We start from the raw sequence: 23,074 nt of genomic DNA, 5'->3' as shown, positions 1-23,074 counted from the left end.
TGATAAGCAAACGCATGGTCTTTACACTCGCCAAGGCAAATTCAGCCTTACGCCTCGCCTGAGCAAATGCATTCGATGCGCCGGGCGATACGCGCACGACGCGGCCAACGGGGGTCCGTCCGATGGCACGAAACCCAATGATCGACAAACCAAAGGGATTCGCATGGCAGGCAGACCATTGAATGCGCGCGCCGTCGCGGCCGCGGTCATCGGCAATGCGCTGGAGTGGTACGACTTCACCGTGTTCGGTTTCATGACTGTCGTCATCGCCCGCTTGTTCTTTCCGAGCTATAGCGACTACTCATCCATTTTGCTGACCACCGCGACCTTCGGCGTCGCGTTCGTGATGCGGCCGGTCGGCGGCATCGTGCTGGGTCTTTATGCGGATCGCGCGGGGCGCAAGGCGGCGCTCACGTTGGTCATCGCGATGATGACCATCGGCATTCTGCTGCTCGCGATAGCGCCGCCATACTCGGCAATCGGGATCGGCGCGCCGCTCGTGATCGTGTTCGCGCGGCTGTTGCAGGGCTTCTCCGCCGGCGGCGAGTTCGGAACGGCGACTGCGCTCTTGATCGAAGCAGCGCCGTTTTCCCGACGCGGTTTCTACGGCAGTTTCCAGATGGCGAGTCAGGCGGCGGCGCTCTTGCTCGGCGCGCTCGTCGGCGCGGCGATCACGCGTGGACTGTCGCCCGAAGCGCTCGATTCATGGGGCTGGCGCGTGCCGTTCGTTCTCGGTTTGATCATCGGGCCGATCGGCCTGTACATTCGGCGCAACATGGCCGATACCGAAGCGTTCCTGCACGCGAAGAAGACCGCGCGCCGCGCGACGCTTGGTGAAGTCTTCCGCAATCACAGCCGCGAAGTGCTGTGCGGGCTCGGTTCGGTGATCGCGCTGACGGTGACGGTCTATGTGCTGATCGCCTATCTGCCGACCTTCGCGGTCAAGCAACTCAAGCTGCCGCTCGGGCAGTCGTTCACGGCGCTGATCGTCGGCAATCTCATCTTGACCGTGCTTTCGCCGGTGGCGGGCGCGTGGTCGGATCGAATCGGACGCAAGGGCCTGACCTTGTGGTCGCTTCTCATCACGCTCGTGATCATCTATCCGCTCTTCGCGTGGCTCGCCGCCGAACCGAGCGTGGCGCGGCTCGTGGTCGTGCAGGCGCTCTTGTCGATCACGCTGTCCGGTTACTACGGGCCGTTCGGCGCGCTGATCGCGGAGCTGTTTCCCGCGCATATCCGCTCGACCGGGCTTGCGCTCGCGTACAACATCGCCGTGATGCTGTTCGGCGGCTTCGGGCAGTTCATCGTGACGTGGCTCATCAAGACGACGGGCTCGCAACTCGCGCCGACCTTCTACGTGATGGCGGGACTCGTGCTTTCGATCATCGCCGTGGCCTGCATTCCGGCGACGCGTCACGTCGATGTCGACGAGGCGCGTGACGGCATCCGCTAGGCGGTCGAGCGCCTGCGCGACGCTTCAACGCTCCAGACCCGCTGCGACGAGCAATTCCGCCAGGACTTCGGAGAGACCGCCTTCGTGGTTCGCGGCGCGTTCCTTCAATTGCGTCACGAGCTTCTCGTCCAGCTTGCAGGCAAACGGCACGAGGCCCTTGGCCTGATCCAGCTTGCGCTGCTCGCGGCGATCCAGCTTCGGGGCTTCCGCTGCGCCCACGCGCGGCTTGCCGCCTTGCTTCAGGTCGTTGGCGAGCTTGAACGCCTTGGTTTGTTCCAGTTGAAATTTGTTCACGCGATGCTCCGTTGCGGCGTTTTGATAGGCAGGGGCCGTATTGTACGTGGAGGTTCACACGCGGCTTGCATCCGCGAGACCGTCGATGCGCTCGCGCATGCGCTTCCAGTGCGAGCCTTCCCAGAAGACGCGGCGGCAGACATCGCAAGTCACGAAACGCGTGTGCCGTTCGCGCACGCCTTCGGGCACGCGGTCGTCGATCTCGCTCGCTGCCGCGCGACGCAGCGGCGCGTTGCACATGAGGCAGAGGCGAAACGCGCGCACATGCGGCGCGAGATCGAGACGTTCCGCCACTTCACGCCATTGCTCGTCGGCATGCAGTGCGCGCACGTAGCAGCCGTGCAGCACATTTTTTCGCTTGAGCAATTCGCGGTCGCGCGTAAGGACGATGCGTGCTTCATCGTGCGCAAGGCGCTCGATTTCATCGTCAGCGAAGTTGTTGTCGTAATGCGTGTCGAAACCCGCGAGCCGCAACAGTTGCGCGAGGCCGCCGAGATGCGCATCGGCGATAAAGCGCAGATTTTCCGCGACGAGCGCCGGCCGCAAAAGCCGTGCGCCGTCGGCCATGCCGGGCGGCACGCGCCGCGCGGGATAGATCTCGATGACATCGTTCTCTTCGATCGGCGCGTCGAAGCCGGCCGGATGCCCGTTGCGCACGATCAGCGCCACTTCCGTGTGCGGCACGCCCAGCGCTTCGATCATGTGCTTGGCCGACGAAGACGGCGGACAGGCGCAAGCGAATGCCTGCCCGCGTTGGGGCCGCGCCAGAAAGTCGTTCAGTTCGCGATGGAAGTGAAAGCGCGCCGTGACCATGCAGTCAGTATCGCATCGGCGGATTCGGCGTGCTGCCAGTCGATGTGCTCTACTGGCGCTCGGTCGGCAATCAACGAATGGAGCGTAAGCATGGATATCGGATTCATCGGTCTGGGTGAAATGGGCGCGGCCATGGCCGTCAACGCGCTGAAAGCGGGCCACACGGTGCGCGTCTGGAACCGCTCGCGCGACAAGACGCGTTCGCTCGCGGACCAGGGCGCATCCGTGGTCGATACCCCCGAGCAGGCATTTGCCGGCGACGCCGCCTTTTCGATGCTCGCGGACGATCAAGCGCTGCGCTCCGTGCTGATCGATGGCGGCTTGCTCAAGCACGCGCCGAAAGGCCTCGTGCACGTGAACATGGCGACCATTTCGGCGGCGCTCGCCGTCGAACTCGCGCAATTGCACGCGCAGCATGGCGTCGCTTACGTGGCCGCGCCCGTGCTTGGCCGGCCGGATGTCGCGGCGGCGGGCAAGCTCAACATTCTCGCGGCCGGCGCCGATGCCGACATCGCGCGCGTGCAACCCGTCTTCGACGCGCTCGGTCAAAAAACCTGGCGCGTGGGCCACGAGCCGCAGCACGCCAACGTGCTCAAGCTGGCGGCGAATTTCATGCTGGCGTCGGCGATAGAAAGTTTTGGCGAAGCGGCCGCGCTCGTGAGCGGACACGGTATCGAGGCGCAGACGTTGCTCGACGTCATCACGAATTCGCTGTTTCCGGGGCCGGTTTATCAGGGCTACGGCAAGATGATCGCGGAGCGTCGTTACGAGCCCGCGCTCTTCAAGGCGCGGCTCGGTCTGAAGGACGTGCGCCTCGCGATAGCCGCGGGCGACGCGGTCAACGTGCCGCTGCCAGTCGCGAGCGTGGTGCGCGACAACCTCGTCGACGCGCTTGCCCACGGCGACGGCGAAAAGGACTTCGCGGTGCTCGGGCAAGTGGCGGCGCGCCGCGCGGGACGATGATCGTTGAAAAGAAACGTCTGTTCTAACGGGTTCGTGATTTGCTGGGATGGCTATGCATCGAACGTAATTAAAAATAGCTGGGAGACGTCATGCCATCGAACCGCATCGCCTTCGCCGCGCTTTGCTGGGGCGCCTTGTCGAGCGCGCCCGCTCACGCCGATGACACCCCGAGCCCGTGCGATGCGCTGAAGCGCATCGTGGCGGCGGCGCCGAATTTCTCGTCACTCTCCGCAATCGATGGACGGCCCGTCGCGTTGGCATACGGCGACGGCGCGAGCTGCGCGGCGTCGCAAAGCAACTATCGATGCACCTGGACGCCGCACGGCGGAGCAAGCGCCGATGCGCTGCAAAGCGTCGCGGCGGACATCGCTTCCTGTCTGCCGGACGCCACCCACGACCAGAATTCGCCCGCGCGCCAGCACTTTTATCTTGGCGCACGCGGCGCGCGCACGGAGATCACGGCATCGCAGGCGGGCGAGAACAAGCTGAAGCTCGAAATCTACGGCAACCGGTGAGGCTATCGTGACGAAGCGCATCCTCATAGCCGACGCCGACGACGACGCCCTGAGCGGTCTCGCCAATCTCCTGAATGGAATGGGGCACGAAGTGGCGCTCGCCGCCAATGGCGCGCAAGCCGTGCACGTGGCCGCGCAGTTTTCGCCGGATGTCGTGATTCTGGATATCGGCGCGCCGCTTTTGGATGGGCTCGTCGCCGCGCGTGATTTGCGCCGCACGCCCACAGGTCACGCGATGATGCTCGTTGCGCTCACGGGCTGGGGTCAGCCGCAACACCGCGAACTAACGATGGATGCGGGCTTCGACGTACATCTTGTGAAGCCAATTTCATCGGATCAACTGCAGTTCATTCTCTCGATGACGCAGCCGTGAAATATTCCGTGTTGATCGCATGCAACGGAGATGTTGCATCGCATCAAATTTAACGATATAGTTACTCTTGTCTCCTCCATGTCTCCACTGATATGGATTCAGCCCGCCAAACTAGGCGGGCTTTTTTTCGTCCGCAGCAAACGATGCAGCCAATAAAAAAGCCGATCCGCTGACAAAGCGAACCGGCTTTTCTGCTTTCCGAGGGATAACGATCAGCGCGTGAGCCCGGCTTCCTCGTCGGCACCGATGGCCAGATTCATGCACTGAATCGCCGCGCCGGATGCGCCCTTGCCAAGATTGTCGAGCCGCGCCACGGTCACGAAACGCTCTTCGTTGCCGAACACGAAAATCTCGACACGGTTCGTGTCGTTGCACGCTTGCACGTCGAAGAAACCGTTGTCGAGATTGCTTTCGGCATCGAACGGAAGCACGCGCACGAACGGCTCGTTGTTGTAGTACTCGGCGAGCATATCGCGCACGTCTTGCGGTTTCGCCTTGCGCGCGAGCTGGTCGGGCGAGAAATATGTCGTCACCGCCAGACCCTTCAGGAACGGGCCGACTATTGGCGTAAAAATCGGCGCGCGCTTCAAACCCGTGCGCACCGACATTTCCGGCAGATGCTTGTGCGTGAGGCCGAGTGCGTACGGACGCGGACTCGCCAGACGCGCGTCGCCGCCGGCTTCGTATTCGGCGATCATCTTCTTGCCGCCACCGCTGTAGCCGGTGATCGAATAGGCGTGCGCGTCGAAATCGGCGGATACGAGACCGCCCGCGACGAGCGGTTGCACCGACAGTACGAACGCCGATGCATGGCAGCCCGGTACGGCGATGCGCTTCGCAGTACGCAGACGTTCCCGCTGCGCGCGCGACAGTTCGGGCAGACCGTACGCCCAGTCGTCCTGCGTGCGAAACGCGGTGCTGGCGTCGATCATGACGGTGCGAGCGTTGTCCTTGTCGACGAGCGAAACCGATTCGCGCGAGGCGACATCCGGCAGGCATAGAAAGGTCACGTCGGATGCGTTGATGAGGCGGCGGCGTTCCTCGACGTCCTTGCGCTTCGTGTCATCGATACGCAGCACCTCGATGTCACGGCGTCCCGACAGATATTCGAAAATCTTAAGGCCGGTGGTGCCTTCCTGTCCGTCGACAAATACTTTCGTGGTCATCTCGATCTCACTGGTTCGGCGCGACGACGCAAATGGTTGCAACGCCAACGCGCTCGCCGCAAAAACGGACATTTTAAGGCGTTTCCGAGACGCGTTGATGTCCGTTGTCCGCAACGAGCGCGTGCAGGCTGTCAAACGCGCCGCCCAAGCGGCGCGCGCGCCTTACTTGCCGGTCCAGCGAGCAGTCACGGCAGCGATTCGCGCGCCAAATACGCGGGCGCTTTCGAGATCGCCGGACGGCGGCGCTTCGTCCGGCGATGCATCCGCGGGCGATTGCGTCAGCAACCCGGTCGAGCCGCCGACGAAGTTCAGGTCGTTGCGGGTAGCGGCCTTCGTGTTCGACGGCATCATGCCGGTGCCCGCCCAGATCATGCCGTGCTGCATGGCGAGCGTGACGAAGTAGGAAATCGTCAGGAACTTGTCGCCGTTCATGGTCGCGGAATTGGTGAAGCCAGCCGCGATCTTGTCTTTCCATTTTTGCGCGAACCAGGGTTTGGAGCTGGCGTCGGCGAATTTCTTGAAGTCGGCGGACGGGCCGCCCATGTACGTCGGCGAGCCGAAGACGATGGCGTCGGCGGCATCCAGTTCGGCCCAGGCGGCGTCGTCGAGATCGCCGACTGCGATCAGTTTGGCGTTGGCGCCTGCGTCCGTGGCGCCGGCCAGCACGGCTTCGGCGGCTTTCTTCGTGTGGCCGTAGCCGCTGTGATAAACGATGATGATGTTCGACATGGTTTCCTTTAGCCGCGATGAATTCGCGGTGCGTCTCGACTGCACGCGTGTGGGTTTGCTCTTCGCGACGACGGCATGGAAGCCATCACTCGACGAAGGCGGCGGGCGAGCGGAACCAGTCTAGCAAAGACAAATTTCGTTCTGCGGACATGGATGCGGCGAGCGTTACGCTCGCCGCCCGTTCATTACCGGCCGTAAGTGAACGTCAACTGCGCCGAAGCGATGCTTACCGTGCGGATTTCGTGTTCGAACATCAGCGCGGGCGTACCCTGCCGCAGCCGCAGATCGTCGCTGCGCAGCGCATACACCGTCACGATATAGCGGTGCGCCTTGCCAGGCGGAGGGCACGGACCGCCGTAACCGTCGGTATCCCAGTCGTTGCGGGCTTCCACCGCGCTCATTTTGCGCAGCGCGCCGGCGGCGCTCGCATTGGCCGGTATATGCGTCACACCCGCCGGAATGCCGGCGACGGCCCAATGCCACCAGCCGCGGCCGGGGGCGTCGGGATCGAATACGGTGATCGCAAAACTGCGCGTATCGGTGGGCGCGCCGCGCCATGAAAGCTGCGGTGAGCGATTGCCGCCCTTGCAGTCGGATTCATTGAAAAGAAGATCGCGCGAAACCGGCTTTCCCGGAACTAGATCGACGCTTGAAACGGTGAATGCCGGTTCAGCCACGGCGTCTTGTGGCATGAAAATCACCGTCAATATCCACGTCGAGAGTGCGAATAACGTAAGACCGGCCGGACTCTCGGTTCGACATGCGAGGCGCATGTAGCTGACTCCTGTCAGTGCCGTTGCGCCTTATATCAGCGTTTCGATGGCTGCAACGATGTTTTTTGTCTCAGTGATGCGCTTCATGCCAAGTTGCAGTTTAACATTGCAACAAAGCATTAAAAGCTTGCACCTTGAGACTAAACCTATGGCGCAGTTCAAATGTGTCTGAAATTAAAAACGAGATGACGCCTTGACGGCGGCGACTTCGGCAGCTATCAAAGAGAAAATGAATATCCCGACAGTGATTCGCGCGGCATCAGACGAACCAATATTCTGGGGCAGTAAATGAGCCAGCGAATAAAAGTCACCATTGCAGACGATCATCCGGTCATCTTGTTCGGCGCCACTCAGGCGCTCAACAAGTTTCCGGAGGTCGACGTCATTGGTCAGGCCAAGCAATCCACCGAGCTTATTCAATTGCTGCAAAAATCGCATTGCGACGTTCTTGTAACCGATCTTGCAATGCCGGGCGGCTCTTATGGCGATGGCATGCCGCTGCTCGGCTATATCGGCAGGCAATTTCCCCGGGTAAAACTCGTTGTCCTGACCATGCTGGAAAACCCGGCCTTGCTCAAACGTCTGCGCGAAGTCGGTGTCATGTCGATCATCAACAAAGCCGACGACATGAACCATATCGGCTGGGCAATTCAGCACGTCATGCGCGGTCAGGAGTATCTCGGGCCATCGGTCAAGGCGGCGCTCGACAGCATGGGAATGAGCGGAAGCGGTCAGCAACGCAGCGTGATTCTTTCCAAGCGTGAACTCGAAGTGGTGCGGCTCTTCGTCTCGGGCATGACGATCACTGAAATAGCGGGGCAATTGCGGCGCAGTATTAAAACCATCAGCACGCAAAAGAACACCGCTATGCGCAAACTGGGTATCGAGCGAGATTCCGAATTGTTTCAGTATGCACAAAGTAATGGCTTGATGAATCTCTCGGCATATTCGGGCGACGGTTCCGTGGAAGACGTGCCCATTCCAGATTCAAATTAGGTTCGCACCATTCAACCGCTGGACGAATTGAAAAAAGCCGCTGATGTCATGTCAGCGGCTTTTTCGTTTCGATTCTCAACCAGCGATTGCTTTAAAGACTTATTGCGGCGCAGCCGTCGCTCCGCCGTGTGCCGCCGACCATTCGGCAGGCGCGTGCAGGAATTTCTCGACCTCATCCAGCGTCTTCGATTCGAAATAGCCTTGTTCCTTGGCGACGCGCAGCACGTCCCACCACGTCGCGAGCGCGTGCAGATTCACGTCGATATCCTTCAGCACCGACACGCTCTCTTTGAAAATGTTGTAGTGAAAGAGCACGAAGCAGTCGTTCACCATTGCGCCAGCCGTGCGCAGCGCATTGATGAAGTTGATCTTGCTGCGGCTGTCGGTGGTCAGGTCTTCCACCAGCAGCACGCGCTGGCCTTCGGTCAGAAGACCTTCGATCTGCGCGTTGCGACCAAAACCCTTGGGCTTCTTGCGAACGTATTGCATCGGCACCATCAGGCGATCCGCCAGCCACGCCGCGAAAGGAATACCCGCCGTCTCGCCGCCTGCAACCGCGTCGATTTGTTCGTAGCCGACGTCGCGCAGAATGGTCGCCTCGGCCATTTCCATCAGACCGCGACGCACGCGCGGATAGGAAATCAGCTTGCGGCAGTCGATATACACCGGGCTCGCCCAGCCGGACGTGAAGATATACGGTTTTTCCGCGTTGAAGTGCACCGCCTGTACTTCGAGCAAAATCTTGGCGGTGGTGTCGGAGATCGTCTGGCGATCGAAGCCTGTCATGGGCGAATCCTTGGACTTGGATGGTGGCGCTTGGTCGAAGCGGGAGGCGGCCGCGTGGGGCCCTGGCGCATTAACAGGCAGAACGAGCCGCTTTTGTACGGCGTTCGTGCGGTTCCTGCGCGCGTAGGCCGAAATTTTACCCGAGGTGAGACGTTCGGGCGAGCGGCGGCTCGGGACAGCGCCTATTTTTTGAGCGTCTTGTAGCCGCGTGGTCGTCGCACTTAAACTCGCGCAACTTCGCCCGCCGTGCTCCGACATGACTCTCGCTTCCCCTTCCGTCGATACCCCGAATCACCGCCACGCGCTGCACGCGCTCATCGCTTCCATTCTCGGCTATGCGATGGACGGCTTCGATCTCCTGATCCTCGGCTTCATGCTGCCCGCGATCGCCGTGGATCTGCACCTCACGCCCGCGCAGGCAGGGTCGCTCGTCACGTGGACGCTGGCCGGCGCGGTCGCGGGCGGCGTGGTTTTCGGCATGCTCTCCGATTACTTCGGCCGTGTGCGCATGCTGACCTGGACCATTCTCCTGTTCGCCGTCTTCACCGGCCTGTGCGCGCTTGCGAGAGGATACGGCGACTTGCTGGGCTATCGCACCATCGCGGGCATTGGGTTGGGCGGGGAGTTCGGCATTGGCATGGCGCTCGTCGCCGAGGCATGGCCGGCTCGGCTGCGGGCGCGCGTGTCCTCGTATGTCGGGCTTGGCTGGCAACTCGGCGTGCTCGCCGCCGCGCTTCTCACGCCGCTTTTGCTGCCGATGATCGGCTGGCGCGGCATGTTCGCCGTCGGCTTGTTGCCGGCGGTCGCGTCGTTCTTCGTGCGGCGCAAGGTCGCCGAACCCGCGCTCTTCACGGAACGTCGCGCGAAGCACGCGCCGCGCAAGCTGCCGCTCGGACGTCTCTTCGACACCGCGCGCACGACGCGTGCGAGCCTTGGCGTGATCGTGCTGTGCTCGGTGCAGAATTTCGGCTATTACGGGCTGATGATCTGGCTGCCCAGTTATCTATCCAAGACCTTCGGCTATTCGCTCACGAAGTCGGGTCTTTGGACGGCCGTCACCGTGCTCGGCATGGCGCTCGGCATCTGGCTCTTCGGCGTCGCGGCCGACCGCTTCGGCCGCAAGCCCGCGTTTCTCTTCTATCAGATCGGCGCGGTGGCAGTGGTCTTCGTCTATTCGAACTTGACGAGCCCCGGCGCGTTGCTGGTAGGCGGCGCGGTCATGGGCGTGTTCGTCAACGGAATGATCGGCGGTTACGGCGCGCTCATCTCCGAAATCTATCCGACCGAGGCGCGCGCCACCGCGCAAAACGTGCTGTTCAATATCGGCCGCGCGGTCGGCGGACTGGGTCCGGTCGTGGTTGGCGCGCTTGCCGCGAAGTATTCGTTCGCGACTGCGCTCGCCTTGCTGGCATCGATCTATTTACTCGATATATTTGCCACGCTCTTTCTTATTCCCGAAAAACGCGGCGCCGAACTCGACTGATTGACCGTTCGGCCTAGGGAAAATGCTGCTGCGCGCCATCTGGAAGGCGAGGTGTACACTGGTCGTCCCAAAAATTAAAGCTCCGGCCGTCCCGTTTGATCCTTACGGGCGGCACGCCGCGTCTATCCGATGCGCCGGGCGACTGAAGACATTGGTCCATCGAATCACACTCCACACTCAATGTTGAGCGGTCGTCGGCGGTGTGAACCCTGTTCAAAATATTTCTAACGTCTCAGGCTAATCATGGACGAACAACTGAAGCAAAGCGCTCTCGCGTATCACCAATACCCGCGTCCGGGCAAGATCTCCGTCACGCCGACCAAACCGCTTTCCAATCAGCTGGATTTATCGCTTGCGTATTCGCCGGGTGTAGCCGCCGCATGCATGGCGATCTTCGACGAACCGCTCGACGCGCAGAAATACACCTCGCGCGCGAATCTCGTCGGCGTGGTGACGAACGGCACGGCGGTGCTCGGCCTCGGCAACATCGGTCCGCTCGCGGCCAAGCCGGTGATGGAAGGCAAAGGGTGTCTGTTCAAGAAGTTCGCGGGCATCGACGTGTTCGACATCGAGCTCGACGAGACCGATCCCGACAAGCTCGTCGATGCAATCGCCATGCTCGAACCGACGCTCGGTGGCATCAACCTCGAAGACATCAAGGCGCCGGAATGCTTCTATATCGAGAAGAAGCTGCGCGAGCGCATGAAGATTCCCGTTTTCCATGACGATCAGCACGGCACGGCGATCATCGCGTCGGCGGCAATTCTCAACGGCCTGAAAGTGGTCGGCAAGAAGCTCGACGAAATCAAGCTCGTCTGTTCGGGCGCGGGCGCAGCCGCTATCGCGTGTCTGGACTTGCTCGTCGATCTGGGCTTGAAGAAGTCGAACACGCTCGTCGTCGATTCGAAGGGCGTGATCTACGAAGGGCGCGGCAACCTCGATGTGTCGAAGGAGCGCTATCAGGCGACCACCGACGCGCGTACGCTCGCCGATGCCATCGATCAGGCCGACGTTTTCCTCGGTTGTTCGAGCGCGGGCGTGCTCAAGCCCGAGATGGTCAAGGTGATGGCCGACAAGCCGCTGATTCTCGCGCTTGCCAATCCCGAGCCGGAAATTCGTCCGGAGGAAGCGAAGAAGGTGCGGCCGGACTGCATCATCGCGACTGGCCGTTCGGACTATCCGAATCAGGTCAACAACGTGCTGTGCTTCCCGTTCATCTTCCGTGGCGCGCTGGACGTGGGCGCCACGACCATTACCGAAGAGATGAAGCTCGCGTGCGTGCGCGCGATCGCCGAACTCGCGGAAGAAACCGACCAGGGCGATGAAGTCGCGAAAGCCTACGAAGGCCATTCGCTCGAATTCGGCCCGGAATATCTGATCCCGAAACCGTTCGATCCGCGACTCATCATCAAGATTGCGCCGGCCGTGGCGCAGGCCGCGATGGATTCGGGCGTGGCGACGCGTCCGATTCAGGACATGGACGCGTATCGCGAGACGCTCGGCGCGACGGTGTATCGCACCGGCATGGTGATGCGGCCGGTGTTCGTGGCGGCGAAGGCTGCGCCCGCGCGCATCGCGTTTGCAGAAGGTGAAGACGAGCGCGTGCTGCGCGCCGCGCAGTTCGTGTTGCTGGAGAAGATCGCGAAGCCGATCATCATCGGCCGGCCGGCTGTCGTCGAAATGCGTCTGCAGAAGATGGGCTCGAAGCTCAAGCCCGGCGTCGATTTCGAGATCGTGAATCCGGAAGACGATCCGCGTTATCAAAAGAGCTGGCAGGCGTATCACGAAATCGCCGCGCGTGAAGGCGTGACGCCCGAAAGCGCGAAGGCCGCGCTGCGCAAGTTCAACACGCTGATCGGCGCGATCCTGGTTCATACCGGCGACGCCGACGGCATGATCTGCGGTCTCATCGACACGTATCAGGATCACCTCAAGTTCATCGATCAGGTGTTGGGCAAGTCCGAAGGCGCAAACAACTTCGCGGCGATGAATCTGCTGATGCTGCAAGGGCGCAATCTCTTCATCAGCGATACCTACGTCAACGAAACGCCAACGCCCGAGCAGCTTGCCGACATGACGATTCTCGCCGCGCGCGAGATCGAGCGCTTCGGCATTTCGCCGAAGGTGGCGCTGGTGTCGAACTCGAACTTCGGCAGCGTGCCGAGCGCGTCGAGCAAGCGGATGGCCGAAGCACGCAAGCTGATCGCCGAACGCGCGCCGGACCTCGAAGTCGATGGCGAAATGCACGGCGACGCCGCGTTGTCCGAAGCGGTGCGCAAGGCTTCGTTCCCCGGCACGACGCTCACCGGCGAAGCGAACCTGCTCATCATGCCGAACGTGGAAGCTGCGAACATCACGTACAACCTGCTCAAGATGGTGAGCGGCGAGGGCGTGACGGTCGGACCGTTCCTGCTGGGCGCGGCAAAGCCCGTGCACATCCTGACGCCGGCCGCGACCGTGCGACGGATCATCAATATGACGGCGGTGGCTTCGGCGAACGCGAAGGTGGCGAATAACAAGTAAGGGGCAAAACGGCGGCTACTCGAAGAGGTCGCCGCTCCTCTTTGGACGCACGAAAGACAAAAGGGCGGTCCTCGCGGATCGCCCTTTCGTTTCAAACAGCGCGTAACCCAGGCCTTACGCTACCTGTCGCGCCTGACCGCCCTCGTTGTTTCTCCACCGCGTCAGCAGCGCATTCCACTTGATCCGCGCCGCCTTCACGTTGTTGTCCTTCACGTGGCCGTAACCGCGCATCGAATCCGGCAGATTCGCCAGTTCGATGGCAAGCGCCAGCTTCTGCGGCGTCAATCCACCGATCAGCTCCTTCACCAGCGCCTCGTATTCCACGATCAGCGCGCGCTCCATCTTCCGCTCCTCGGTTCTGCCGAACGGATCGAGCGCCGTGCCGCGCAGAAACTTGAGCTTTGCGAGCCCGCGCATGGCGGACATCATCCACGGGCCATATTGCTTTTTCACCAGATGGCCGTGCTGATCTTTCTTCGACATGCTCGGCGGCGCGAGATGGAACTTGATCTTCCAGTCGCCTTCGAAACTGTTCTTCACCTTGTCGAGGAAAGCGGGGTCCGCATAGAGACGCGCGACTTCGTACTCGTCCTTGTACGCCATCAGCTTGTGCAGATTCTTCGCGACGGTTTCGGTCAATTGATACTGGCCATCGCCGACGCCGAGTTCCGCCTCGGCGGCACGCACCGACGCGACGAGTCGGCCATAACGCGTTGCATACGCGGTGTTCTGATACTTCGCAAGATAGTCGAGGCGCTTGTCGATGAGCGCGTCGAGCGCCTTCGGCGTGTGCAGCGCAATGATCTTGCCCGCACCTTCCGGTGCGCTGCCGCGTTGCGCTTCGGTCAGCTTGCGTAGCGAGTCGAGATCGTGCGCGGCGCGACGGCCCCATTCGAACGCGGCCAGATTCTTTTCGACCTGTACGGCGTTCAATTCGATCGCGCGCACGAGCGATTCATGCCGCAACGGCACCCAGCCTTTTTGCCATGCGTAGCCGAGCACGAACGGATTCGTGTAGATGGCGTCGCCCATCAGCGCGACGGCGAAGCGGTTGGCATCGACGAGCGCGACATGTTCGCCCGCCGCCGCACGGATGTCGGCTTCAGCGCTCGCGCCGGGAAAGCGCCAGTTCGGGTCCTTGATGAACGCAGCGGTCGGCGTCTGCGCGCTGTTCACGACCACGCGCGTGTGATCCGGCTGCATGCGCGAGCCGCATTCGTCGCTGGCGGTGACGATCGCATCGCAACCGATGACGAGATCCGCCTCGCCCATAGCGATGCGCGTTGCGTGAATATCGCCCGGACGGTTGGCGATCTGCACGTGGCTCATCACCGCGCCGCCTTTCTGCGCGAGGCCGGTGACGTCGAGCACGGTCACGCCTTTCTGCTCCAGATGCGCCGCCATGCCAAGCAGCGCGCCGATGGTCACGACGCCCGTGCCGCCGACGCCCGTCACCAGCACGCCATATGGCCGGCCGATATCCGGCAGGTCAGGCGCGGGCAGGGCCGGCATGCCGCCGGCTTCGACAGTCGTCGCCTTCGGCTTCTTTAACTGACCGCCTTCGACCGTGACGAAACTCGGGCAAAAGCCGTTCAGACACGAATAGTCCTTGTTGCAACTCGACTGATTGATCTGCCGCTTCGTGCCGTACTCGGTATCGAGCGGTTCGACCGAAAGGCAGTTTGACTTCACCGAACAGTCGCCGCAACCTTCGCAGACCGCTTCGTTGATCACCACGCGCCTCGCCGGATCGGGAAACGCGCCGCGCTTTCTGCGGCGGCGCTTTTCGGTCGCGCAGGTTTGGTCGTAGATCAGGATGGACGTGCCGGGAATCTCGCGTAGTTGTCGCTGAATGTCGTCGAGTTCATCGCGATGATGCACGTCGATGCCCGGCGCGAGTCCCGTGCTCGGCGTGTACTTCTCGGGCTGATCCGTGACGATGACGATGCGCGCCGCGCCTTCCGCCGCGAGCTGATGCGTGATCTGCGGCACGGTCAGCACGCCGTCGACGGGTTGGCCGCCGGTCATCGCGACGGCGTCGTTATAAAGAATCTTGTAGGTGATGTTCACCTTCGCCGCGATCGCCGCGCGAATGGCGAGCAGGCCGGAGTGGAAGTAGGTGCCGTCGCCGAGATTGGCGAAGACGTGCTTGTCGTTCGTGAATGGCGCCTGGCCGACCCACGCGACGCCTTCGCCGCCCATCTGACTGAACGTGCTCGTGCTGCGGTCCATCCACACCGTCATGTAGTGGCAGCCGATTCCCGCCATCGCGCGCGAGCCTTCAGGCACGTTCGTCGACGTGTTGTGCGGACAGCCCGAGCAGAACCACGGCTTGCGCTCCACTTCCACACGCGGACGCGCGAGCGCTTTCTCTTTCGCCTCGATCACGGCAATGCGCGCCGCGATGCCCGCGCGTACATCGGCGGGCAGATCGAACTTGTCGAGACGCGTCGCAATGGCCTTCGCGATGATCGCCGGCGAGAGTTCGTAGTGCGCGGGCAGCAACCAGTTGCCCATCGGCACGGACCATTCGCCGCCTGCACCGTCTTTCTCGTCGAACTTGCCGAAGACGCGCGGACGTTGCGCATCGGGCCAGTTGTACAACTCCTCCTTGATCGCGTATTCGAGAATCTGGCGCTTTTCCTCGACCACCAGAATCTCGTCGAGACCACGCGCGAATTCGTGCGCGCCTTGCGCTTCGAGCGGCCACACGCAGCCGACCTTATAGAGACGAATGCCGATCTGTGCGCAGGTGGCGTCGTCGAGACCGAGATCGGTCAACGCCTGACGCACGTCGAGGTACGCCTTGCCCGCCGTCATGATGCCGAAGCGTGCGTTGGGCGAATCGATTTCCACGCGGTCCAGCTTGTTCGCGCGCACGTAGGCGAGCGCGGCGTACCACTTGTAGTCGAGCAGACGCGCTTCCTGCACGAGCGGCGGATCGGGCCAGCGAATGTTCAGGCCGCCGTCGGGCATGGCGAAATCGGTCGGAATCACGATCTTCGTGCGATGCGGATCGATATCCACCGACGCCGACGATTCCACCACGTCGGTCACGCATTTCATCGCGACCCAGAGGCCGGAGTAGCGGCTCATCGCCCAGCCGTGCAGGCCGAAGTCGAGATATTCCTGCACGTTCGAAGGAAACAAAACCGGCAGGCCGCACGCCTTGAAAATGTGTTCGGATTGATGCGCGAGCGTCGATGACTTCGCGGCGTGGTCGTCACCAGCGAGCACGAGCACGCCGCCGTGCGTCGCCGAACCAGCCGAATTGCCGTGTTTGAAGACATCGCCGGTGCGGTCGACGCCCGGACCCTTGCCGTACCACATCGAGAAGACGCCGTCGTATTTGGCGCTCGGGTACAGGTTGACCTGTTGCGAGCCCCAAACGGCGGTGGCCGCGAGGTCTTCGTTGACGCCGGGCTGAAACACGACCTGATGTCCGGCGAGATGCTTTTTCGCCTTCCAGAGCGACTGGTCGAGTCCGCCGAGCGGCGATCCGCGATAACCGGAAATGAATCCGGCGGTGTTAAGGCCAGCGGCTTTGTCGCGCTCTTGCTGCAGCATCGGCAGACGCACCAACGCCTGGATGCCGCTCATATAGGCGCGGCCGCGTTCCAGCGTGTATTTGTCGTCTAGCGTGACGGATTTGAGTGCGGCTTCTAGCGAAGCTCTTTGTTCTGCGTCTAGCGGGGCGTTCATTCTGTGTACTCCTCCACCCGAGTTTGGGATCACCAAAGCATGTTCCGGGCCGCAGCGTCTTGTGAACGCTCAGGCCGGGACTTCCCAGTTTGCCGATGCTCACGGATTTCAGACAGTGGTATTAACCCGTTGAAAAATACGCACTTACTCGCGCTTTGCATTAAAACGTTGCCGCAAGTGGGCAATTCAGGACAGTTTTGTTACGGCGTGTAAGTTCGACCGAATCGCGGAACCCATGCGCGGACGCATGTCTAAATGAGCGCTTGTGGGGAATGCGCGCCATTTCGGAAGGAATGCGGCGGTCGTTGCAAGTGCCGTAAATCGCAGTCAGAAGGAGTCAATAAAAAATGAAGCAACGTCACATCCAGAGCTTTTTAATGGTCTCGGCGGCCTTTTTCGCTATCAACGCACCGATTGGCGGTGCGCGTGCGAATGCGCCGCAAAATGCGGCATCGCCCGTTTCGCGAGTTTCGCAAGTCCGCGTGCCGTCGGCACAAACCGGCGCCGGCATGCGCCGTGACTCCGAACGCAGCGACGACACGGCCGCATAAAGCCAATCGCTCTATTCTTCGCGGTTCGGGGCTGTCGGAACGAACCGCGGAAAAGAAGAAGGGGCATGAACCTGAGTGGTCATGTCCCTTTTCTTTTGGCGCTCGCGCCGTTTTCTAGTTGGCGGTCGTGTCTTTCAGCACGCCACGGCGCATCTGATCCAGTTCGATCGATTCGAACAGCGCCTTGAAGTTGCCTTCACCGAAGCCCTGATTGCCCTTGCGCTGAATGATCTCGAAGAAAATCGGCCCGATCTGGTTCTCGGTGAAGATTTGCAGCAGGATTTCGTCGTGCACACCGTCGATCAAAATCTTGCGCTTCTTTAGTTCCGCGACCGATTCGCCGTGGTCCGGCACGCGCCGGTCCACGAGTTCATAGTAAGTGTCAATGGTATCGAGAAGCGCGATTTTCGACGCGCGAAGGCCGTCGACCGTGTTGTAGATGTCGTCCGTCCCGAGCGCGATGTGCTGAATGCCTTCGCCGCGATACGCGTCCAGATATTCCTGAATCTGGCCGGCATTTTCCGAACCTTCTTCGTTGATCGGAATACGGATCTTGCCGCAGGGCGAGCTCATCGCCTTGGACTTGACCGCCGTCACTTTTCCTTCGATGTCGAAATAACGCGCTTCGCGGAAATTGAAAAGCCGCTCGTAAAACTCGGCCCATTCGACCATCCGGCCGCGATGCACGTTATGCGTGAGGTGATCGATATACGTGAGGCCGTTGCCAACCGGATTCGGCGAAGCGCCGGGAATCGGCTCGAAATCGACGTCGTAAATGCTGATGTCGCCGATGCTGCCCGGCTGCGCGCCGTTCTTACCGCGCCAGCGATCGACGAAGTAGATCAGCGAATCGCCGATTCCCTTGATCGCCGGAATGTTCAATTCCATCGGGCCGTTCTTGTTGTCGAAGCCCCACGCGCCCAAGTCCAGCGCGCGTTTGTAGGCTTGAGCGGCATCGGCGACGCGGAATGCGATGGCGCAAATCGACGGGCCGTGCAGGCGCGCAAAGCGCTGCGCGAACGAATCCGGCTCCGCGTTGACAATGAAATTGATTTCGCCTTGCCGATAAAGCGTCACGTCCTTGTGACGGTGCCGCGCAATGGCGGTGAAACCCATTTGCTCGAACAGTTTGCCGAGCGCGACGGGATCGGGCGCGGTGTATTCGATGAATTCGAAGCCGTCGGTGCCCACGGGATTTTCCCAAGTCGATGCGGTCATGCGCGTGTCTCCTGATGTTCGTTTCGATATCGAGACAGTCTAGTCAAGCTGGAGCAGCAAAAGCTTGCGAAACAAATCGCGTGTTTCTAAGATTGCGCAACAACCTGCCGTATCACGCCTCAAAAGAGCCAGAACGTGCCCGAAATAGAACTCGACACCATCGACAGGAAGATTCTCGCGATCCTTCAGGAAAACGGCCGGCTTTCGAATCAGGAAATCGCGGATAGAGTCAGTTTGTCACCGAGTCCGTGCTTGCGGCGCATTCGGCGCCTGGAAGAACTTGGCGTGATTCGCGGCTACGTCGCGCTGCTCGACGCGAAAAAGCTCGGGCTTGGGCTGCTCGCCTACATCAACGTGCGACTGGAAAAACGCGGCGGCGTTCCAATCGCGGCCGGGTCGCAGAATCCGCCAACGCATGCCGATCTGTTTCGCGACGCGGTGCGCGCGTGGGACGAAGTCGTCGCGTGCGACGCGATGACTGGCGAAATGGACTTTCTGCTGCGCGTTCAGGTACGCGACATGGAGCACTTTTCGCGCTTCATGCAGGAACGGCTGCTGCACCATCCTTCGGTGATCGACGTGCGTTCGAGTTTCTCGCTCGAACGAATCAAGGACACGACGGCGCTGCCGTTGCGTTGAAATGAAAAAGGGCGGTCAGAGCCGCCCTTTCTTTGGTGAGATACGTGGACTGCGATTCAGGCCACGGTTGCCGCAGGCATGAACGCCTGAAAAACCTTCGACGCCCGATGGGCCTGCCGTTTGATCGCGTAATCGAAGACGGCGGCCTGTTCCTGAAGCATCTCGGCCATGATGCTGCCTTGATCGGCGGGCGCGAGCGAGAGATACGCGTCCGCTTCGCCATATGCGTATTCGATCTTCATCCCCGATTTCCGGGCGATGTGCATCATGGTCTTGTTGCGCGACAAACAATGCACGTAGAGCTGCGAGACTTTCGAATTGCGGCTGCGCATGGCGGCGCGCTCGAACATTTTGGTGCCGATGCCCCGGCCACGCGCGCTTTCGAGAACCGAGACGCCGAACTCGGCGGTGCGCTTTTCACCATCGACCGGGAGATAGGCCAGATGACCGACGCCGATCAACTGCAGCGCGTTGTCGAATACGCCAAAAACGGCGTCGTTAGCAAAGTTGATGTTGCGAACGTAATTCTCGATGACGTGATCCGGCACGATCTGCCCGAAACGCAGCAGCCGGTCGTCTTCGTCGAGCGCGAGGAAGTGTGTCTGCAGCCGTTCGCGATCAGCCGACGACAACTCGCGGACCAGAACCGGCAGACGCGCGGATGCAGGCAGCGGATCGCTAGCGACTATCTGCGCGGCAGTGCGGTCGATGTTCAATTCCACGATGATTCTCCTCGGTGATGCGGGCATGTTGCACAGCAAAAACGATTTTAGCCCAATCGAGGAAAGCGGGTACGGGAAAACCCTTAATCAAAGCTGGAGGAGACGTTCTAAATAGCTACGGAAAACGTTTGTAATCTATAGAAATCAATGTCTTATAGAATGTCTCAGCGTGCAACAGCTTCATGCTGCGACGCAATATCGCTCAGGCTTCGGTGTTCAGGCCGTTTTCGATCATCGCGACGACTTGCTCGCCGAACTCACGATACCCGAGCCTGCCGCCCGGTTTGAGCCACGTGAAAGTCCAGTTGATCATGCCGAAAACCATCATGGTCAACGCGGTTTGATTTTCTCTCGTTACGCGCTTCGGGTACGCGCGCGCCAGTTGCCGCGCGAACGCAGCGACGATATCCCGCTGGCGATCCAGAACGATCTCGCGCTGCACGTCTTCCAGATATTTGACGTCGTTCAATAGCGCGACGTGCCGGCTATGAGAGGTCTCGTATTCGGCAAGGAACGCCCGCACCAGTTCGGCGAAAGCCTCGCGCTCGCCCAGTCCGCGTCGCTGGCTCGCGGCTTCCACTTCCGCGATGATCAGCATCAGCCGCTTGGTGTAACGGTCGAGCAGATCGAAAAGAATCGCTTCCTTGCTCTCGTAATAATGATAGAGGCGCGCTTTCGACGTGCCGCTCGCGGCGGCCAAGTCGGCCATCGACGTGCTGGGGTAACTCGTCTGCGCGAATTTCGCGGCGGCAAGCTCCAGAATCTGTTCGCGTTGCGTCTCGTGATCGGGCGCTTTGGTTCGGGCCATGGGTCGGAAGATGCGTTCTTGTCGGTTTTAGCGCCGCAATTCGGCCTGCACGATATCCGACGGCGTGCCGCGTATTTTAAGCCGGCCCGCCGTGACGAGTTCGCGGCATCGCCAGAAAGCGATCGAATTGCTGAGAAGGAAATCGAAGCGGCGCGCCATTGCGCCACCGGCGATCCGCCGCGCGGGCTGCCATTCGGGGCTGGCTAGGTCGAGCAGGGCTTCGTCGACGTCGAACCAGCTTCCCGAAACCAGCATGTTGTCGCGCAGCCGACGTGTCTCCGCGCTTGCATGCTTCGCCTCCTGCCATTCGAGCGCCAGCCGGCTAATGCGCAGAACCGAAATCGGCGCGGCGCTCGGCAACTTCTTTAGCAACTGTCCAGGTGAAAACATGCCGACAGCGGTCGCGCGATCGGCACGCCGGAGCGGATCTGAATGCGCGTCGGATGCTTCGATCGACAGGTCGTCGTAGTTGAGCTTCGCCTCATTAAGACGTTGCGGCACGTTGCGCAGATGGTAGGCGACGCGCCGCAAGGTGAGCTGGTCGGCCGCGCTCTGTCCGTGCCACACGACAATCTGCGCGTCGCCGCGCACGAGGCGTGTCAAGAGCGCCTGCTGCGCTTCGAGTTCGTCCTCGAAATCATTCGTGCTGTTGAGCACTTGACGCCAAAACGCTGCGCGCGTGAGCGAAGTGTCGTCGGCGTCTCTGAGCGGGCCGACCGCGAGATCGTCGCGCAGAGGGATGACACGGTCTGGACGGTCGGCTAGTCGAAGCGCTTCGGTGAGAGACAGGGCCGCGCTGTCGCCATTGGTGACGTGGATCGTGGTCATTGTTGTGGATTTGCCAGAAGGACTCGCGTTTTGCCGCTCGGACGAGCAGCAATCAGTCTACGCGAATCGATTTGCGACCGGCTGTGGGCTGGCGCGCTTCGGCAAACCATTTCAGAAGCGCGAACGGCGCGACCGCGAGGCCACGCCGTTCTAGCCGAAAGACGCCTTATCGCGTGCCGCTGGCGGCGAAATCCTCGGCGTCGACGTCGTAGCCGGACGGTTCCCAGTGCACCGCGAACAGCGCGATCAAGCCGAGAAGCGGCGCAACCGCGATGATCCAGAACACCTTCGTGCCCAGCGCCGCCGACAGCACCGGAAACAGGAACAGGGACACGGTGGAACTAGCGCGCATCAACGTCTGATTGAAGCCGACGCCCACGCCGCGCAATGACGTCGGATAACTCAGCGACGCAAATGTCATGCTGTGCGAGCCCGGTCCGACGCCCTGGCCGAGCAGGAACGCGGCGAGCAGCGCGATCGCGATCGCCACCTGCGCACCGGTTGCCGGTTTGCCGACGACAGCGAGCCCGACGAGCGCCACCAACTGAAACGCGTAGCCGATCACGGTCAGATTCCACGCGCCGTACTTCGGCACGGTGCGCACGGAGAACAGGCCGCCCGTGAACGCGAAGAGCAGATTGAGCGCGAGCGAGGCGAGAATCGTGGTGAGCATCGACTGCGCGAGGAAGCTCGAAATGATCACCGGCAAGCCGAACGCGACCGCGTTGTAGGCGAAGGACGATGCAATCGCAATGACGGTCGCGAGCACGGTCCTGCGTAAATACACGCCGCGCAGAAGCGCGCCGTAGTTGCTCCACGTCGCCTTGCGCGCCTTCGGAACGGTCGATGCAGCCGCTTCGACGCGAACCTCGACGCCATACGAACGTTTGAGAATCTCGGCGGCGCCCTTGAGATCGCCCTGATTCGCGGCCCACACGGGCGACTCGCTCATGTAACGGCTGCGAATTGCGATGATGAGAATGGCCGGCACAGCGCCGAAGCCGAGAATCAGCCGCCACAGCAAGCCTGCGTGATGCGCCGGCAGCACCGCGTACAAACCGAGCACCAGCAGATAGGACACGCTGATCGCGGCGTACCACGTTGGACACCACATGGCGACGCGCGCGGCCTTGTTGCCACGGCCTTGCAGACGCGAAAATTCGGCGAGAAAGGCCATTGCCACCGGAAGATCGATGCCGACGCCCAGCCCCATCACGAAGCGCGCGCCGCCGAGCACCCACGCGTTGGGCGCGAACGCGCAAGCAATGGCCGCGATCACAAAGAAGAACATATCGGCCATGAAGACGCGGTATCGGCCGATCTTGTCGGTGAGATAGCCGCCGAGAAATGCGCCGATGACCGCGCCGAACGTGATCGCCGATGCGACGAAACCGGTTCCCGTCGGGCTCAGCGAGAACTCACGGGCGATGTCCTTGATGCCGAACGCGAGCGCGCCGAGATCGTAGGCATCGAGGAAAATGCCGCCGAGCGCGATGGCGACAACCACGCGCGCGTCGCTGCCGATGGCGGCGCCACGATTGACGAGGCTGGAGACATCGGCGGCGCTGCGGATGACGGGGCGCGCATCGGCGGCGGCCGGAGCGGAAGCGCGTTCGGACGCGAGTGAGACGGACATAAGCGGGCGGAAAGTGAAAAAGTGTTGATGCAGCGAATCGCGCGATGCTACTGGCAGGGCTTGCCGCGACCAAATTCTTTTTTGTTATTTAATGACTTACGCG

General features: G+C 61.4%; 20 protein-coding genes. 8 read left to right on the top strand and 12 right to left on the bottom strand.

The genetic code is table 11. From position 1 onward, the window contains the following. The first annotated feature begins 163 nt into the window (after positions 1 to 163). The gene (locus tag P9250_RS17560; RefSeq protein WP_244826469.1) at positions 164 to 1,453 is read left to right on the top strand and encodes an MFS transporter; all 1,290 of its coding nucleotides are present in this window, start codon (positions 164 to 166) and stop codon (positions 1,451 to 1,453) included. 24 nt (positions 1,454 to 1,477) lie between these two features. Here P9250_RS17560 and P9250_RS17555 read toward each other — a convergent pair whose 3' ends face one another. Together P9250_RS17555 and P9250_RS17550 are read right to left on the bottom strand one after the other, a co-directional pair. Beyond that, positions 1,478 to 1,747: a hypothetical protein gene (locus P9250_RS17555; RefSeq protein WP_244826468.1), complete on the bottom strand. Its 270-nt coding sequence runs from the start codon at positions 1,745 to 1,747 to the stop codon at positions 1,478 to 1,480. Positions 1,748 to 1,801: 54 nt separating this feature from the next. Next, positions 1,802 to 2,560 (bottom strand): Mut7-C RNAse domain-containing protein, encoded by a 759-nt coding sequence (locus tag P9250_RS17550; RefSeq protein ID WP_310394347.1) that lies wholly within the window; start codon positions 2,558 to 2,560, stop codon positions 1,802 to 1,804. Positions 2,561 to 2,650: 90 nt separating this feature from the next. Between P9250_RS17550 and P9250_RS17545 the strand changes: the two genes are divergently transcribed. From P9250_RS17545 to P9250_RS17535, 3 genes are all read left to right on the top strand, one after another. After that, entirely contained in the window at positions 2,651 to 3,523 is an 873-nt protein-coding gene (locus tag P9250_RS17545) for an NAD(P)-dependent oxidoreductase (RefSeq protein WP_250509607.1), read from the top strand. An 89-nt stretch (positions 3,524 to 3,612) separates the two neighbouring features. Next, on the top strand, positions 3,613 to 4,038 hold the full coding sequence (locus P9250_RS17540; RefSeq protein WP_310394346.1) for a hypothetical protein: 426 nt from the start codon (positions 3,613 to 3,615) through the stop codon (positions 4,036 to 4,038). 7 nt (positions 4,039 to 4,045) lie between these two features. Beyond that, a complete protein-coding gene (locus tag P9250_RS17535) occupies positions 4,046 to 4,411 on the top strand; it encodes a response regulator (RefSeq protein WP_309844700.1) in 366 nt (121 codons plus the stop codon). Positions 4,412 to 4,623: 212 nt separating this feature from the next. Here the strand turns inward: P9250_RS17535 and argC are convergent, their stop codons facing one another. The 3 genes from argC to P9250_RS17520 all read right to left on the bottom strand — a co-directional run bounded on the left by argC (position 4,624) and on the right by P9250_RS17520 (position 6,998). Then, complete coding sequence (argC, locus tag P9250_RS17530; protein ID WP_244826463.1) at positions 4,624 to 5,577, bottom strand: N-acetyl-gamma-glutamyl-phosphate reductase; 954 nt, start codon at positions 5,575 to 5,577, stop codon at positions 4,624 to 4,626. 162 nt (positions 5,578 to 5,739) lie between these two features. After that, on the bottom strand, positions 5,740 to 6,306 hold the full coding sequence (locus P9250_RS17525) for a flavodoxin family protein (RefSeq protein WP_310394345.1): 567 nt from the start codon (positions 6,304 to 6,306) through the stop codon (positions 5,740 to 5,742). Between the two features lie 185 nt (positions 6,307 to 6,491). Next, positions 6,492 to 6,998, bottom strand: a complete 507-nt coding sequence (locus tag P9250_RS17520) for a YbhB/YbcL family Raf kinase inhibitor-like protein (RefSeq protein WP_250465911.1) — start codon at positions 6,996 to 6,998, stop codon at positions 6,492 to 6,494. Positions 6,999 to 7,367: 369 nt separating this feature from the next. Between P9250_RS17520 and P9250_RS17515 the strand changes: the two genes are divergently transcribed. Beyond that, entirely contained in the window at positions 7,368 to 8,075 is a 708-nt protein-coding gene (locus P9250_RS17515; protein WP_310394344.1) for a response regulator, read from the top strand. 99 nt (positions 8,076 to 8,174) lie between these two features. Here P9250_RS17515 and P9250_RS17510 read toward each other — a convergent pair whose 3' ends face one another. Then, entirely contained in the window at positions 8,175 to 8,861 is a 687-nt protein-coding gene (locus P9250_RS17510) for an orotate phosphoribosyltransferase (RefSeq protein ID WP_310394342.1), read from the bottom strand. A gap of 256 nt (positions 8,862 to 9,117) precedes the next feature. Between P9250_RS17510 and P9250_RS17505 the strand changes: the two genes are divergently transcribed. Next, on the top strand, positions 9,118 to 10,344 hold the full coding sequence (locus P9250_RS17505) for an MFS transporter (RefSeq protein WP_310394340.1): 1,227 nt from the start codon (positions 9,118 to 9,120) through the stop codon (positions 10,342 to 10,344). Positions 10,345 to 10,587: 243 nt separating this feature from the next. Beyond that, a complete protein-coding gene (locus P9250_RS17500; protein ID WP_244826457.1) occupies positions 10,588 to 12,867 on the top strand; it encodes an NADP-dependent malic enzyme in 2,280 nt (759 codons plus the stop codon). Positions 12,868 to 12,981: 114 nt separating this feature from the next. On the opposite strand, the gene P9250_RS17495 is transcribed toward P9250_RS17500, so the two are convergent. Together P9250_RS17495 and hppD are read right to left on the bottom strand one after the other, a co-directional pair. Further along, complete coding sequence (locus P9250_RS17495; RefSeq protein ID WP_310394338.1) at positions 12,982 to 16,569, bottom strand: indolepyruvate ferredoxin oxidoreductase family protein; 3,588 nt, start codon at positions 16,567 to 16,569, stop codon at positions 12,982 to 12,984. A gap of 665 nt (positions 16,570 to 17,234) precedes the next feature. Then, positions 17,235 to 18,338 carry a 4-hydroxyphenylpyruvate dioxygenase gene (gene hppD / locus P9250_RS17490; RefSeq protein ID WP_244826454.1) on the bottom strand — a complete coding sequence of 368 codons (1,104 nt, stop codon included), beginning with the start codon at positions 18,336 to 18,338 and terminating at the stop codon, positions 17,235 to 17,237. 135 nt (positions 18,339 to 18,473) lie between these two features. On the opposite strand from hppD, the gene P9250_RS17485 reads away from it, so the two are divergent. Continuing rightward, positions 18,474 to 18,977, top strand: coding sequence for an Lrp/AsnC family transcriptional regulator (locus tag P9250_RS17485; RefSeq protein WP_250526342.1), 504 nt, complete (start codon positions 18,474 to 18,476; stop codon positions 18,975 to 18,977). A gap of 56 nt (positions 18,978 to 19,033) precedes the next feature. On the opposite strand, the gene P9250_RS17480 is transcribed toward P9250_RS17485, so the two are convergent. From P9250_RS17480 to P9250_RS17465, 4 genes are all read right to left on the bottom strand, one after another. Then, the gene (locus tag P9250_RS17480) at positions 19,034 to 19,726 is read right to left on the bottom strand and encodes a GNAT family N-acetyltransferase (RefSeq protein WP_409014909.1); all 693 of its coding nucleotides are present in this window, start codon (positions 19,724 to 19,726) and stop codon (positions 19,034 to 19,036) included. A gap of 175 nt (positions 19,727 to 19,901) precedes the next feature. Continuing rightward, a complete protein-coding gene (locus P9250_RS17475) occupies positions 19,902 to 20,507 on the bottom strand; it encodes a TetR/AcrR family transcriptional regulator (RefSeq protein WP_250465897.1) in 606 nt (201 codons plus the stop codon). A gap of 27 nt (positions 20,508 to 20,534) precedes the next feature. Then, on the bottom strand, positions 20,535 to 21,335 hold the full coding sequence (locus P9250_RS17470; RefSeq protein WP_310394333.1) for a DUF1835 domain-containing protein: 801 nt from the start codon (positions 21,333 to 21,335) through the stop codon (positions 20,535 to 20,537). 166 nt (positions 21,336 to 21,501) lie between these two features. Next, a complete protein-coding gene (locus tag P9250_RS17465; protein ID WP_310394331.1) occupies positions 21,502 to 22,971 on the bottom strand; it encodes an MFS transporter in 1,470 nt (489 codons plus the stop codon). Positions 22,972 to 23,074 lie beyond the last annotated feature (103 nt).

The sequence above is a fragment of the Caballeronia sp. LP006 genome, assembly GCF_031450995.1.
Lineage (GTDB): Bacteria > Pseudomonadota > Gammaproteobacteria > Burkholderiales > Burkholderiaceae > Caballeronia.
Note: the sequence above shows the minus strand (reverse complement) of the source record. Positions and strands in the feature narration are given on the sequence as shown.